This window comes from Micrococcus sp. Mcc28, from assembly GCF_024519775.1.
Taxonomy (GTDB): Bacteria; Actinomycetota; Actinomycetes; order Actinomycetales; family Micrococcaceae; genus Micrococcus; species Micrococcus luteus.
Genome location: NZ_JALJRH010000004.1, coordinates 84,955 through 98,142, shown reverse-complemented (window position 1 = coordinate 98,142; position 13,188 = coordinate 84,955). Strand labels below are relative to the sequence as shown.

The 13,188-nt window shown below is 76.1% G+C and carries 13 protein-coding genes; 4 read left to right on the top strand and 9 right to left on the bottom strand.

Going from position 1 to position 13,188, the window contains the following annotated elements; genetic code table 11:
* Positions 1 to 19 precede the first annotated feature (19 nt).
* Complete coding sequence (locus NR073_RS03175; protein WP_020625082.1) at positions 20 to 1,972, bottom strand: APC family permease; 1,953 nt, start codon at positions 1,970 to 1,972, stop codon at positions 20 to 22.
* Between the two features lie 134 nt (positions 1,973 to 2,106).
* Here NR073_RS03175 and NR073_RS03170 point away from each other — a divergent pair, with 134 nt between their 5' ends.
* Together NR073_RS03170 and NR073_RS03165 are read left to right on the top strand one after the other, a co-directional pair.
* A complete protein-coding gene (locus NR073_RS03170; RefSeq protein WP_256748604.1) occupies positions 2,107 to 2,808 on the top strand; it encodes a TrkA family potassium uptake protein in 702 nt (233 codons plus the stop codon).
* Complete coding sequence (locus NR073_RS03165; RefSeq protein ID WP_036382825.1) at positions 2,805 to 3,518, top strand: TrkA family potassium uptake protein; 714 nt, start codon at positions 2,805 to 2,807, stop codon at positions 3,516 to 3,518. Before NR073_RS03170 ends, NR073_RS03165 begins: the two co-directional genes overlap by 4 nt.
* Here NR073_RS03165 and NR073_RS03160 read toward each other — a convergent pair.
* The 4 genes from NR073_RS03160 to dut are packed head-to-tail and all read right to left on the bottom strand — an operon-like array spanning position 3,470 to position 5,767.
* Positions 3,470 to 4,174: a DUF3159 domain-containing protein gene (locus tag NR073_RS03160; protein WP_020625079.1), complete on the bottom strand. Its 705-nt coding sequence runs from the start codon at positions 4,172 to 4,174 to the stop codon at positions 3,470 to 3,472. The genes NR073_RS03165 and NR073_RS03160 overlap by 49 nt on opposite strands.
* Positions 4,175 to 4,197: 23 nt before the next feature.
* Positions 4,198 to 4,515, bottom strand: a complete 318-nt coding sequence (locus NR073_RS03155; RefSeq protein WP_020625078.1) for an OB-fold nucleic acid binding domain-containing protein — start codon at positions 4,513 to 4,515, stop codon at positions 4,198 to 4,200.
* Positions 4,512 to 5,288 carry a DUF3710 domain-containing protein gene (locus NR073_RS03150; RefSeq protein WP_044659534.1) on the bottom strand — a complete coding sequence of 259 codons (777 nt, stop codon included), beginning with the start codon at positions 5,286 to 5,288 and terminating at the stop codon, positions 4,512 to 4,514. Before NR073_RS03150 ends, NR073_RS03155 begins: the two co-directional genes overlap by 4 nt.
* On the bottom strand, positions 5,285 to 5,767 hold the full coding sequence (gene dut, locus NR073_RS03145; protein WP_036382821.1) for a dUTP diphosphatase: 483 nt from the start codon (positions 5,765 to 5,767) through the stop codon (positions 5,285 to 5,287). Before dut ends, NR073_RS03150 begins: the two co-directional genes overlap by 4 nt.
* A 117-nt stretch (positions 5,768 to 5,884) precedes the next feature.
* Here dut and NR073_RS03140 point away from each other — a divergent pair, with 117 nt between their 5' ends.
* Positions 5,885 to 6,427, top strand: a complete 543-nt coding sequence (locus NR073_RS03140; RefSeq protein ID WP_036382817.1) for a DUF3093 domain-containing protein — start codon at positions 5,885 to 5,887, stop codon at positions 6,425 to 6,427.
* 19 nt (positions 6,428 to 6,446) lie between these two features.
* On the opposite strand, the gene NR073_RS03135 is transcribed toward NR073_RS03140, so the two are convergent.
* On the bottom strand, positions 6,447 to 6,746 hold the full coding sequence (locus NR073_RS03135) for a DUF4193 domain-containing protein (protein ID WP_002858157.1): 300 nt from the start codon (positions 6,744 to 6,746) through the stop codon (positions 6,447 to 6,449).
* Between the two features lie 291 nt (positions 6,747 to 7,037).
* On the opposite strand from NR073_RS03135, the gene sepH reads away from it, so the two are divergent.
* Positions 7,038 to 8,477, top strand: coding sequence for a septation protein SepH (gene sepH / locus NR073_RS03130; RefSeq protein ID WP_044659533.1), 1,440 nt, complete (start codon positions 7,038 to 7,040; stop codon positions 8,475 to 8,477).
* Between the two features lie 30 nt (positions 8,478 to 8,507).
* Here sepH and NR073_RS03125 read toward each other — a convergent pair whose 3' ends face one another.
* Genes NR073_RS03125 through NR073_RS03115 form a run of 3 tightly spaced genes read right to left on the bottom strand, consistent with a single transcriptional unit; the run spans position 8,508 to position 13,141 of the window.
* Positions 8,508 to 9,689, bottom strand: a complete 1,182-nt coding sequence (locus NR073_RS03125; protein WP_044659532.1) for an alkaline phosphatase family protein — start codon at positions 9,687 to 9,689, stop codon at positions 8,508 to 8,510.
* Positions 9,686 to 10,354 (bottom strand): DUF5998 family protein, encoded by a 669-nt coding sequence (locus tag NR073_RS03120; RefSeq protein ID WP_044659536.1) that lies wholly within the window; start codon positions 10,352 to 10,354, stop codon positions 9,686 to 9,688. Before NR073_RS03120 ends, NR073_RS03125 begins: the two co-directional genes overlap by 4 nt.
* Before the next feature lie 57 nt (positions 10,355 to 10,411).
* Positions 10,412 to 13,141, bottom strand: a complete 2,730-nt coding sequence (locus tag NR073_RS03115; RefSeq protein WP_044659531.1) for a GNAT family N-acetyltransferase — start codon at positions 13,139 to 13,141, stop codon at positions 10,412 to 10,414.
* Positions 13,142 to 13,188 lie beyond the last annotated feature (47 nt).

The following is a 13,188-nucleotide window of genomic DNA, read 5'->3' as shown; positions in this document are numbered from 1 at the left end:
CCCGGGGGCGCCGGGGCGGTCAAGAGCCCTGGCCCTCGTGGACCTGCCACGGCACCGAGCCCACCATCACGCCCGGCTCCCGCTGCAGTCGCCGCGTCTGGCGGGTGGCGGTCCGGTTGTGCAGGAGCGTGCGCCAGCCCGGCCGGACCACGTACTCCGGGATGAACACCATGGTCAGGTCCCGCGGGGAGCGGCGTCGGTGCTCGCGCACATGCCGCACCAGGGGGGCCACCGTGTCGCGGTAGGGCGAGGCGATCACGGTGAGCGACATCGGCAGGCCGGCACGCTCCCAGGCGTCGATCACCTCCAGGGTGGCGGCGCGCTCGGCGTCCACGACGACGGCCTCGAGGGAGGACGGCCGCGACGCGCGGGCGTAGGCCAGCGCCCGCAGCGCCGGCCGGTCCAGCGTGGTCACGACGACCACCACGTGGACCCGCGAGGGCAGGGCCCGCGCGTCGTCCTGGGGGTCCGGTGCGAGCTCGCGGTCCACGTCCGCGTAGTGGCGGCGGATCCGCCCCATCACCAGCGAGCCGAGCACGATCGCCAGCAGCGCCACCCACGCGCCCTGCGTGAAGCGGGTGACCAGGACGACGACGCCCGCCAGCGCCGTGACCACCCAGGCCACCGCCGTGATGATCAGGCGCAGCCGGACGGCCGCGCGGGCCCGGGCGCCCGGTGTGTGCACGAGCCGGCGGCGCCACAGCCGCAGCATGCCGGCCTGCGCGAGCGTGAAGGCCAGCAGCACGCCGATGACGTAAAGCTGCACGAGCAGGGCGGTCCGGGCCTCGAAGAACAGCACGAGCGAGAGGGCCACGGCCCCCATCCCGAGGACGCTCCACGTGTGCACCAGCCGGTCGCTGCGGACCCTCAGCTGCCGGGGCAGGTAGCCGTCCTCGGCCACGCGCGCGGCCAGGGCGGGGAACGAGCGGAACGCCGACTTGGCCGCGAACAGCAGGAGCAGGGCGGTGGCCGCGATGGTGGCGACGGACAGGATGCTGCCCGGGCCGTACACGGTGTCCGCGAGCTGGGCGAGCACGGGGGCGGGGGCGCGGTCGGGCGTGACCTCGGCACCCGCGGCGTCCCGGAGGTTCTCCAGCTCCAGCCCGACGACGACGCCGGTGCGCTGAGCCAGGTGCATGACGCCCACGGTCAGCGCGCCGAGGGTGAGGGCCATCACGGTGAGCACCCACCGCACCGTGGGCACGGCCGGCCGGGCCATCAGGCGGGTGCTCGAGACCGGCACCTCGACGCCGGTGAGCAGCACCGATCCCGCGCTGAACGCGCGCAGGGCGAGCAGCGCCGTCGCCACGGTGCTGACGGTCCCGCCGACCCCGGCGCCCTCCTGCGTCCAGCCGGCCGTCGGCGCCGCGCCGAGCAGCCCACGGCCCTCCTGCCACAGGCCCGCCAGGACGAGCAGCGCGGTCAGGGCGACGAACACGCTCACGAGCACGGGCAGCACCCACCGGGACAGCCGCACCCCGCGGAGCGCGGCCAGCAGTACGCCCACGAGCGCGGCCGAGGCCACCAGCACGCGGCTGCCGACGGTGAGTCCGGGGGCCAGCGCCGCCACGAAGTGGGCGAAGGCGGCCACGGAGACCGCGGCGGTGAACACGAAGTCCAGCAGGAGCGCGGCCGAGGCGACGACGCCGGCCCTCGGGCCCAGCTTCATGCCGGCCATGTGATAGATGCCGCCGTGCGGAACGGCGGCGACCGCGGCGCGGAAGGACACGACGATGAGCAGCATCACCGCGACGACGGCCCAGCCGACGGCGGGTCCGAGCGCGAGCGCGGACGTGCCGGCCGCGACCAGGGTGAGGATGACCTCGTCCGGGGCGTAGGCGAGGGAGGACAGGGCGTTCGACGACGTCACGGGCAGCGCCCGCCACCGGTTCATGCGGGGCTCGTCGGCGGCGTGCGACGTCACGGGGCGACCGAGGAGGCCGCGGCGCAGGAGGGAGGACAGCGTGGCCACCGCACCACGGTACCCCCGCCGGGCCCGGACGCCGCGGCGACGCGGATGCTCCCGGACGTGCCCGCCGGATGCGAGGATGGAGCGCGCGTCGGCTCCCCGGCGCACGGAGCACCGCACGAGAGGCAGGGACGGGCATGGCCCACTACGTGATCGTCGGCGGCGGACGGGTGGGCACCCGGTTGGCGGCCGCGCTGGACGCGGCCGGTCACGGCGTCGCCCTCGTGGACCGCGACCCGCGGACCGTGGAGGGGCTGGCCCCCGGCTTCTCCGGCGAGCTCGTGGCCGGCGTGGGCTTCGACCGCTCCGCGCTGCTCGCCGCCGGCATCGACCGCGCGCAGGGCCTGGCGGCCGTGACCGCGGACGACAACACGAACATCATCGCCGCCCGCGTGGCCCGCGAGACCTTCCACGTGGACGACGTGGTGGCGCGCATCTACGACGCCGACCGGGCCCGGCTGTACCAGCGCCTCGGCATCCCCACGGTCGCCTCGATCCAGTGGACGGCCGACCAGGTGCTGCACCGGCTGCTGCCGGCCGGCACCGCCGACGCGGAGCACCGCGACGCCTCCGGCCGGCTGCTCGTGACCGAGCTGGTCCCCCACTCTTCGTGGTGGGGCCGTCGGCTGACCGACGTCGAGTCCACGGTGGGGATGCGCATCGCCTACCTCACCCGGCTCGGCGACGGCCAGCTGCCCCGGCCGGGCGACCGCCTGCAGGAGGGCGACGTGCTGCACGCCGTCTACCCGGTGGACCGCCGGGACCAGGTGGAGGCCGCCCTGCAGGGCGAGGCACGCGTGCCGGACGGCACGGACGAGGACGAGGAGGGACGGGCATGAGGGCCGTCATCGCCGGAGCCGGCGCCGTGGGCGCCTCCATCGCGCGGGAGCTGCACGCGCACGGCCACGAGGTGGTCGTCGTCGAGGCGCGCACGGACGCGGCCCGCAAGGCCGACGTCGGCGGCGCACGCCTCGTCCTCGGGGATGCGTGCGACCTGACCGTGCTCGAGCAGTGCGGCGCCCTGGAGGCGGACGTGCTCGTCGCGGCGACCGGCGACGACCGGGTCAACCTCGTGTGCTCCCTGCTGAGCCGCTCGGAGTTCGGCGTCGGCCGCACCGTGGCCCGCGTCAACAACCCGCTCAACGACTGGCTCTTCGACGAGTCGTGGGGCGTGGACGTGGCCGTGTCCACCCCCTCGATCATGACGGCGCTCGTGGAGGAGGCCGTGGAGACCGGGGACCTCGTGCGCCTGCTCAGACTGGAGGCCGGCGGCGCGGCGCTGTCCGAGTTCCGGGTCCCGGCGGAGCACTGGCTCGAGGGCCGGCGCATCGGCACCGTGTCCTGGCCGCAGGAGGCTCCGCTCGTGGCGGTCGTGCGCGACGGCGCCCCCCGGCAGGCGTCGGCGGACGAGGTCCTGGAGGTGGGCGACGAGCTCTTCTTCCTGGCCGCCGGCTCCGCCGAGCCGGCCCTGCGTCGCCTCCTCGTCGGCGAGGGCCGCGCTCAGGGACGCTCGGAGGCGGCGGAGTCTGCCGGCACGCCGTCGTCCTGACCGGGCGAGCTGACGGACCAGGCGAGCCAGAGCCCCAGGGCATAGAGCGGCAGGCCCATCACCAGGCGGGCCACCCCGAGCGCGGTGACGGCGTCCCCGAGGTAGAGGGGCACCTGCACCGCCAGGCGCAGCGCGAACACGGCCACGAGGATCCAGGTGGCCGCGGCGTAGGCGCGGCGCCGACGCCGGTGGGCCCGCCAGCGGGTGCCCTCGGCGCGCACGAGGCCGAGCACCAGGCCCGCCGCGGGCCAGCCCACGAGGACGGACACCGCGAACGCGAGGCCGTAGGCGGCGTTGGTGACGAAGCCCCACAGGTAGTAGTCGCGGGCCTGGCCGGTGGTCAGGGAGACCACGACGGACAGGACGACGACGGCGAGGCCGGCCAGCACCTGGACCGGCGACTGGCGCTGGACGAGGCGCGCGACGCCCAGCACGAGTGCGACCGCGACGGCCGCCACGCCGGAGGGCCACACCTGCTGGGTGGCGACGTAGCCGACCATGTAGACGAGGGTGGGCAGGGAGGCCTCGACGATGCCGCGCCAGCCACCGACGCTGCCCAGCGCGTCGAGGCGGCCGCGCTCGTCCAGGCGGGCTCGAGACGGCAGGGGGCCGGCCCCGTCCGGGGCGGCGGTGACGGGGCCACGCGGCTCGGTCATGGGCTCTCCTCTCGGGGCCGTGCTCAGCGCGTGGCCTCGGGCGCGTCGACCAGGTCGAACTCGGGGTTGTGCAGGGTGGGCACGCCGTCCATCTGGGTGACGCGGCCGCGGACCGTCAGCCACTCCCCCGGCATGACGCCGGGCACGCGGCGCCGCCCGTGCCAGACCAGCTGCAGCGTCTCCGCGGGCGCCATGCTCCCGGGCGCGGGCAGGCGGTCGGCCAAGACCGCGCGGAAGACGGTCGCCTCGTCCGCGCCGGGCAGTGTGACGGAGGCGATGACGCCGCGGCGCTCGATGCGGCCCGCGGCGCCGGTCGGGCGGGCTGCGACGGCGGGGCTCACCGGGTCTCCGTGATCTCCGGACCGCGCTCGGGCAGCGCGGTGGCCTCCGGTGCCGCGCCGTCCCCCGGGCCGGCGGCGGTGTCCGCGAGCACGTCCCGGCCCTCGTCCGGGGCCGGGCGGCGACGCTGCAGCGGGCGCGCGTTGGGAGGCGGACGCAGGGGCAGCAGCTCGCGCGGCGGGAGCGGCTCGTCGCCCCGCACCACGACCAGGTCGGAGAACACCTGTTCCAGCGGCTCGGCGGCCTCCGGCTGGAAGGCGGCCTCGCCGTGGAACACGCCGCGGACGAACCAGCGCGGACCGTCCACGCCCACGAACCGGGCGACGTTCCACCCCGGCGAGCCGTCCGGCAGCGCCGCCGGCACGCGCGTGAGGATCTCGATGCCGAAGCGGCCGGTCTGCTCCTGCACGGTCGCGTGGGCGGTGGTCGACAGGGAGTCGTGCAGCTCGGCGCGCAGGTCGTCCCACAGGCCCGTGCGGCGCGGGGCGCTGAACGCCTGGACCTGCAGCGCCGAGCGGCCGAGGCTGACGGTGGCGGCGACGATCCGCTTCGTCGCGTCCTCGACGTCGAGGCGCAGCTTCATGCCCTGGACCGCCCGCAGGCGCAGCGACCCCAGGTCGATCATGCCGGCGGGATCCGGGCGGGTGGCGACGTCGTGCGGACCGACGTCGGCTGCCTCCGGCGCGGCGGCGATCTCGAGGTCGCGCTCCTCCAGCAGCTCGGCCGGCAGGCTGACCTGCTCGTGGCGCACGGTGCGGTTGCGTCCGAAGATCACGACGTCCTCCCAGGGGTGGTGTCGGCGGTGAAGCCGCCGGTCGAGCCGAAGCCGCCGGCCCCGCGCTCGGAGTCGGGCAGCGCGTCCACGGGCTCGAAGCGGGCCCGCACGACCGGCTGCAGCACGAGCTGGGCGATCCGGTCGCCGCGGCGCAGCACGATCGGCTCGGTCGGGTCCAGGTTGATCAGGGGCACCTTGATCTCGCCGCGGTAGCCGGCGTCGATGGTGCCGGGGGCGTTGACGACGCTCAGGCCGTGGCGGACCGCGAGGCCCGAGCGGGGGTGCACGAACCCCGCGTGGCCCTCCGGGATGGCCAGCGCCACGCCGGTCGGCACGAGGGCACGCTCACCCGGGGCCAGGGTCACGTCGACGGCGGTGCGCAGGTCCGCGCCCGCGTCGCCCGGCTGCGCGTAGGCGGGCGGGGCCAGGCCCGGATCGAGGGCGTGCAGGGGCACGGGCAGCTCGGCGGAGTCGGTCACGAGGCCCGACCCTACACGAGCACCCGTCGGCCCGGGGCCGCGTCGAGGCGGCCGGGCGGGCGCCCTCACCGGTGCCGCGCGGCGGGACCGGAGTCCGGATGTGGGAAGCTGGGACCCATGCGTGATCCCCAGCAGCACCCCGTCGCCGATGCCTCCCGCCGCGCCCCCGAGGGCGCTGCGGCGGGACCCGATCCGGTCCTGTTCGAGGAGCGGTTGACGCCCTCCCCGGGGGTCTGGGCCGTGGCGCTCATGCTGGCGGCGCTGACGATACTCGTGTTCGCGCCGATCGACCTCGGGGTGGGCATCGCGGCCGCCGTCGCGTTCTTCGCCGTCGAGGTCCTGATCCTGGTGGCCACCACCCCGCGCATCGTGGTGCGCGAACGCACCCTCCAGGTGGGCCGCGCCAGCATCGAACGGCACCACGTCGGTCAGGTCACGGGGTATCGCGGCGAGGACGCCCGGGCCCAGCGCGGCCCGCTGCTGCACGGGCTGGCCTTCGTGAACGTGCGCGGCTGGATCGCGCCCGTCGTGCGGATCCAGCTGACCGACGAGCGCGACCGCACACCCTACTGGCTGACCAGCACCCGGCGTCCGGAGGAGCTGGTCGCGGCCCTCGGCGGGACCATGGCCCGGCAGGAGGGGACGGCCGAGGGCCGCTGACCGCCCCGGCGGCGGGGGCTCAGCCCTCGCAGTCGGTGCAGTAGATCAGGCCGTTCTTCTCACGCGCGGCCTGCGAGCGATGGCGGACCAGGAAGCAGGAGGCGCAGGTGAACTCATCCGACTGGGCGGGCAGCACCCGCACCATCAGCTCTTCACCCGAGAGGTCGGCGCCGGGCAGCTCGAACCCCTCGGCGGCCTCCGCTTCGTCCTCGTCCACGACGGCGGACTGGGTGTCCGTGCGCCGTGCCTTCAGCTCCTCGATGGAGTTCTGGCTCAGCTCTTCCTCGTTCTTGCGAGGGGCGTCGTAGTCAGTGGCCATGGGGTTTCACGCTCCGCTGGTGGGGGACGGCACCGGGACCGGTGCCGGCACTGCGCAGGCGGCGTCGTGGGCGGGCCACGCATCACCGGCCTGCGCCGTTGCGCGTAGATTGTGCACCATGGCCGAACCCGTGCCAAATGTTGACCGGCATGCTCGCCCAGGGCGGATTCGCGCGGGCGCGCGCCCCTCGCCCGGGCCGTGGTCTGCGGCCCGGCGGCTAGGATCGGGGCATGCCCGGCCGGGCGTCCGCATGCCCGGTGACCAGAACACGATGTGGGAGGGACCACCGCCATGGCAGAGCTGCGACTGACCGGACCCACCGAGGACGGCGACGCGCTGCGCCTGTCGGGGCCCGAGGGCGAGGAGCACACGCTCCCCCTCTCCCCCTATCTGCGCCGGCTGGTCATCGAGGGCGCCGCGCCCGAGGACGGGCGACCGGCCGAGGACGGCCCCGCGGCCTGGCACGACATGACGGAGATGGACGTCCCCGGGGCGGACGACGAGGACGCCGAGGGACCGGTGGACGCGGCGACGCACGCCGACGATGCCGCGGAGGAGGACGAGCGGGCTCCCGAGGCGCCCTCCGGCCCGGCCCGGCCGGACGAGGACCTCGCGCTCACCCCGCGGATCGACCCGCGGCCCGTGGCCGACGACTCGACCGCGGACGGACCGACCCCGGCGCCGCTGACCGACCAGGAGTCCGTCAAGGCCGCCGCGACCCAGGAGGCCGTGCCCCTCACCCCCCGGGAGATCCAGCAGCGCATCCGTGCGGGCGCCTCCGTGGAGCAGGTGGCCCGGGAGAGCGGGAACGCGTTCTCGCGCATCCGCACCTACGGTCACCCCGTCTTGGCCGAGCGCGACTGGATCGCCCGGCAGGCCCGCGCCGTCGAGGTCTGGGTCGGCGGGCCCGACCTCTACTCGGACCTCGTCCAGGACGGCGGCCCCACGACGCTCGGTGAGCTCGCCGCGCACCGGCTCGCCGAGCTGGGCGTGGACGAGGCGAGCCTCGAGTGGGACGCGTGGCGCGAGGACCAGGCCGGCTGGACCGTGGCCGCCCGGTTCGCCGTGTCCGGTGCGGGGAGTCTGCCCACCCGCGAGGAGCCGCCGGCGCTCTGGACGTTCCGCCCGGCCGGACGCCACCTCGAACCCGAGAACGCCTGGGCCCGCGCCCTGTCCGAGGCGGAGGCCTGGGACCTGGTCCCCCGCGCCCCCGCGGCCGAACCGGTGACGGACGACGTGGACGCCGAGGACGCCGTGACCCCCGCGGGTGCGCACTCCCCGGCCGCCGACCGCGACGCCGATCTGCTGGAGATCCTGCGGGTGCGCCGGGGTCAGCGTGTGGGCGCGGACCTGGAGTCGGACGACACGCTCGCGCACCTGATCGCCCGCGAGCACCAGGACCGGAGTCGGCGCGAGGCCGCCCAGGCGCCCGAGCCGCTCGCCCCGGTCGACGCCGAGGGGGCCCTGACGACCGCCGACGACGCCCCGGGCATCGACGAGCCGGAACCGGCCGCCGAGACCGACCGCGCCGAGGACACTGCCGCAGACGTCGCGGACGCGGAGGTCGCGGACGCGGGTGTCGAGGACGAGGGGGCGGAGCCCGCGCCTCGCGAGCGTGCCGCGCGCCCTGCCATGCCGGCCGTCACGCCGCGCCCCCGGGCCCGCTCGGCCGCTCGCCGCGCGTCCGTGCCCAGCTGGGACGAGATCGTCTTCGGCCGCAAGGGCGACTGACCCCGGCCCGGCCCCGGCCGCGGGGCGGGCTCAGCGGTGCCAGGTGAGCAGCGGGACCTCCCGCTCGGCGCGCGTGGGCGCGCCGTGCTGGCCCACCATCTCGAAGGCGTGCGGGGGCACCCGCCGGCCGTCGTAGAGGGCAAGATCCCCGTGCACGGCGACGAGCAGATCCCCGATGCGGGCACGGACCCGGTCCTCGACGACGGCGCCGAACCAGCCGGCGTCGACGGCCTCGTCCCGCGTGAGCACCCACGCGTGCGCCCCGTAGCGCTCGGCCCAGGTGCGCCGCACCCTCTCGCGCACGTCCGGACCCGCGTCGGATCGGAAGTGCAGCTGCACGAGGCGGGGCTCCCCCGCGGTGTGCGCGATCCCCTCGAGCAGCGCGGGGTCGGCGAGCTCCCCGGCCTCGTCCAGGGCGGCGTAGTCCACGCGGCGCGACGGCGGCACGTCGACCATGCCGTGGTCGCCGGTGGCGAGCACCACCGTCCCGGCGGGCACGCGGTCCACCAGGCGCCGCACCGCCGCGTCGATCTCCTCGAGGGCGTGCAGCCACCGGTCCGAGCCCACGCCGTCCCGGTGGCCGGCCTTGTCCAGCTCGTTGACGTAGAAGTAGACGAGCGTGGGCACGCGGGCGTCCTTCAGCACGCGTTCGACGGCCTGGGCGCGGGCGATCAGGGCGCGGCCGGCCACGAACCGGCCGCCACGCAGCCCCGCCCGTGTCAGGGCCGAACGCTCGAAGGCGGGCAGCGAGACCGTGACGGCGTCCACGCCGGCCGCGGCGGCGCGCTCGAACACGGTGGGCTTCGGCTGCCACCCCACCGGGTCGGTGGCCTCGTCCCAGCCGCCCAGCTGGTTGATCACCACGTCCCGGTCCGGGTCGAGCACGTCGTAGCCGGCCACGCCGTGCTCCCCGACGTCCAGCCCGGTGCCCAGGCTCGTGAGGGACGCGGCCGTCGTGGTGGGCACGGCCGCCTCGAGGACGCGGCCGCCGTCGGCCATCGCCGAGCGCAGCGTGGGGGCGTGGCCGCCGAAGCGCTTCAGGAGGGACCGTCCGAGGCCGTCCACCAGGGCGACGACCACGCGGCGGCCCGCCGGGACCGCGAGCGCGTTCTCACAGCCCGGGACACCGAGGGCGGCCGCGGCGGAGGTCAGGACGGAGCGCAGGGCACGGTCGGCGGGGACCACGCCGTCGGGGAGGGCGGGCCCCGTCACGTGGTGGCCGCCAGGTGGGCGCGGCGCAGGGCCCGGGCGAAGGCCAGGGCGCCGTCGACGGCCCCCTGCCCGTCGGCGTCGGCGGCGACGCGGATCACGAGGTCCTCGCGGGTGGCGGTGCCGGTGTAGCCGTGGTCGAGGTCGCACTGGGGGTCGGCGCAGCCGGCGGGCTGCAGGTCCAGTCGCTGGCCTCCGGCCCACATCAGCCCGAGGGTCATCTCGGCCACGGGGTCGGACGGCCGGAAGCGGGCGGGGTCGGCGTGGCCGGTGGTCAGGACCACGGAGCCGAGGGCGCGGACCGGGACCATCTCGGTGGAGACCTGGGCGAGGACCGCCTGGCCGGCCGGGTCGGCGGCGTGGTCGTCGAGGTGGACGGCCAGCAGGGTGTCCCCGGCGAGCACGAGGGCCGTGATGTGCCGGTGGATCTCCTCGTAGTCGAAGTGCGTGTCCACGTGGACGAGGTGCGCGTCCGGGGTGCGGCCTTCGAGCTCGAGGGCGATGGCGTGCGCCACGAGGTCCGGGTAGAAGCCGGCGCGGACGAGTGAGGCGTCGAGGCCGCCGCTGCCGTCCAGGGTGCGGGCCTCGCGCTGCCGGCCCTCGGCCTCGGGGGCGTCGGGGCGGTGGTCGGGACGGCCTGGCTCGTGACTCCTGCGGAACGGGCTCATGTCCCCCATGCTACGGGTCCGGCGCCGGGCCGTCCGGGCCCGCTGTGGACGGCCCGGTCAGCGGCCGCGCAACGCGCGCCGGGCCGAGTCGGTGCGGCGGGCCGCGTTGGCGACGTGCACCTCGGCCTGCAGCACCGTCACGCCCTCGGGGGCGGCCAGCACGGGCGCGAAGCGCAGGCGGGCGACCTGCGGCAGGTCGTCCTTGAGGACGCTGACGCGGCCCACGAGGTCCTCCAGCGCGGCGAGGTCGACGGAGGGCACCCCGCCGGTGCCGCGCAGCTTCACGGCGGCGCGGGGGGCGCGGACCATGCGGGCCACGTCCCGGTCCGTGAGCGGGGGCACGCGGTGCACCCAGTCCCCCAGCAGGTCCGTGGCGTCGCCGGCGATGCCGAAGGAGACCACGGGGCCCAGCAGCGGGTCCTCGAGCGCCGTGAGCATGCAGGCCTGGCCGGCGGGGGCCATGGCCTGGACCTCGAGCTCGCGCACGCCGAACGGCGCGAGCAGACGGCGCATGTGCTCGACGTTGCGGCGCAGGGAATCGGCGTCCACCACGTTCAGGCGGACGCCGCCCAGGTCGAGTCGGTGCCGCAGGTGGGGGTCCACGGCCTTGAGCGCCACGGGGAAGCCGAGCCGCTCGGCGGCCGCCACGGCCTCGTCGGCGGTCTCGAACCGGGCCGAGGGCAGCACGGTGATCCCGTAGTGGCCCAGCAGCGTCTCGGTCTCCTCGTCGGAGAGCCGGACGAGTTCGGTGCCCTCGGCACGCGCGGCGGCCGCCTCCACGAGCTCCTCGGCCTCGTGCGGGTGCAGGCCGGTCGGCTCGAGCGGCTCGCCGACCTCCTGGCGGCGCCAGTGGACGTAGTCCGCGAGCGCGCCGAGCACGGTCATGGCCTGCTGCGGCGACGGGTAGAAGGGCAGGCCGGGCTGCAGGGAGCCGGGCTCGGCGTCGTCACCCACGGGCCCGGTGGCGCCGAGCGTGGCGCCGCGGTAGCGCGGGGAGACGACGTCGGTCAGGCAGCCGAGCACGGGGATGCGGGCGTCCCGGGTCGCGTCCGCGAGGGCGTGGGCCAGCCGCTCCGGCTCGTCGTCCGCCTGGTGCAGGCCGAGGCGGGCCAGCACCACGACGGCGTCGGCCTGCTCGTGGCGGACGGCGTCCCGGACGGCGGAGACCAGCGTCTCGGCGGGCGGGGCGATGCCCTGTTCGCTGCCGACGAGGCCGACGGTGGCCGTGACCTCCAGCCCGGCCTCGGCCGCGGCGTCGCGGCCCAGCCGGTCCAGGGCGAGCGAGTCGGCCACGAGGACGACGCGGTGGCCCGTGGGCAGCGGCTGGCTGGCCACGGCCATGAGGATGTCGAGCATGGCCTCGTGCGTGTGGGCCTCGAGCACGCCGGTCTGGTCGAGCATCGAGTCCACGGCGCCCTCGGGGGCCTGGGTGGTGCGGGTCTCGTGGCCCGGGGGCAGGAAGCGCCCGGTGACGTCGGAGCGGACCACCACGACGGGCTTGGTGCGGGAGAGCCGCCGGGCGATGCGGGAGAACTTGCGCGGGTTGCCGAACGACTCGAGGTACACGCCGACGGCGGCGGTGTGGGGGTCCGCCTCGAAGAACTGCATGGCGTCGTTGCCCGAGACGTCCGCACGGTTGCCGGCGCTGATCGAGGTGGAGATCCCCACCCCGCGGCGCTTGACGCCGGCGGAGACCATGGCGCCGACGGCGCCGGACTGGCTGAACAGGCCGACGGGGCCGCGCTGGGCCAGGCCCGGGGACGGGGAGGCGTTGAGGCGGATCGCGGGGTCGGTGCGGACCAGGCCGGCCGAGGCCGGGCCGATCACACGCATGCCGTGGGCGCGGGCGCGGGAGACCAGGCGGCGCTGGGCCTCGAGCCCCTCGGCGCCGGCGTCGGCGTAGCCCGAGGTGAGGACCACGAGGCCCTGGGCCCCGGCCGCGGCGGCCTCGGGGATGAGGGCCTCGACCTCGTCGGCGGGCACGGCGACGACGACGAGGTCGACCGGCTCGCCGATGTCGGCCAGGGAGCGGTGGGCGGTGAGGCCCTGGACGTCCTCGGCGGCGCGGTTCACGGCGTGGACGGCTCCCGTGAAGCCCGCCTCGAGGACGTGGCGCAGCACGAGCGAGCCGACGGCCTGCGGATCGCGGGAGGCGCCGACGACGGCCACGGACGCGGGCTCGACCAGCTCGGCGACGCTGCGGGACTCGGCGCGGTGCTCGCGGGACTCGACGACGGCGCGCCACCGGGCGGTGGGGTCGATGGGGAACTCGACGGCCACGACGCCGTCCTCGAACCGGCGGGTCACCTCGAAGCCGGACTCCTGGAACACCGAGAGCATCTTGCGGTTCTCGGGCAGGACCTCGGCGGTGAAGCGGCGGATGCCGTTCTCGCGGGCGGCCACGGCCAGGTGCTCCATGAGGATGGAGCCCAGCCCGCGGCCCTGCGCGGCGTCGGAGATGTTGAAGGCGACCTCCGCGGCGTCGGAGTCCCCGTAGCGGTCGTAGCGGCCCACGCCCAGCAGGCGGCCGCCCCGGGTGATCACGAACGCCACCCGGTCCCGGTGGTCCACGTGGGTGAACCGGTCCAGGTCCTTGGCGCTCAGCTCGGACTTGTACGTGAAGTAGCGCAGGTAGATGGAGTTCTCGGACTGCCCGGCGTGCATGCGCTGCAGCTCGGCGGCGTCCTCGGGCGAGATGGGCCGCAGGTGGGCCGTCGCACCGTCACGGAGCACCACATCGGCCTCCCAGTGGGAGGGATATCCGCGGACGGCTTCGGTCTCACCCATAGGATCACTGTAGACAATCCCCGACGCCGTGAGGACTCCCCGACCAC

Bases quoted from the DNA above. Each gene is read 5' to 3' on its own strand.
- NR073_RS03135 (WP_002858157.1), bottom strand. From the start codon at position 6,746: ATGGCCACTGACTACGACGCCCCTCGCAAGAACGAGGAAGAGCTGAGC.
- NR073_RS03120 (WP_044659536.1), bottom strand. From the start codon at position 10,354: ATGAGCCCGTTCCGCAGGAGTCACGAGCCAGGCCGTCCCGACCACCGC.
- NR073_RS03115 (WP_044659531.1), bottom strand. From the start codon at position 13,141: ATGGGTGAGACCGAAGCCGTCCGCGGATATCCCTCCCACTGGGAGGCC.
- NR073_RS03165 (WP_036382825.1), top strand. From the start codon at position 2,805: ATGAGGGCCGTCATCGCCGGAGCCGGCGCCGTGGGCGCCTCCATCGCG.
- NR073_RS03170 (WP_256748604.1), top strand. From the start codon at position 2,107: ATGGCCCACTACGTGATCGTCGGCGGCGGACGGGTGGGCACCCGGTTG.
- NR073_RS03140 (WP_036382817.1), top strand. From the start codon at position 5,885: ATGCGTGATCCCCAGCAGCACCCCGTCGCCGATGCCTCCCGCCGCGCC.
- sepH (WP_044659533.1), top strand. From the start codon at position 7,038: ATGGCAGAGCTGCGACTGACCGGACCCACCGAGGACGGCGACGCGCTG.
- NR073_RS03160 (WP_020625079.1), bottom strand. From the start codon at position 4,174: ATGACCGAGCCGCGTGGCCCCGTCACCGCCGCCCCGGACGGGGCCGGC.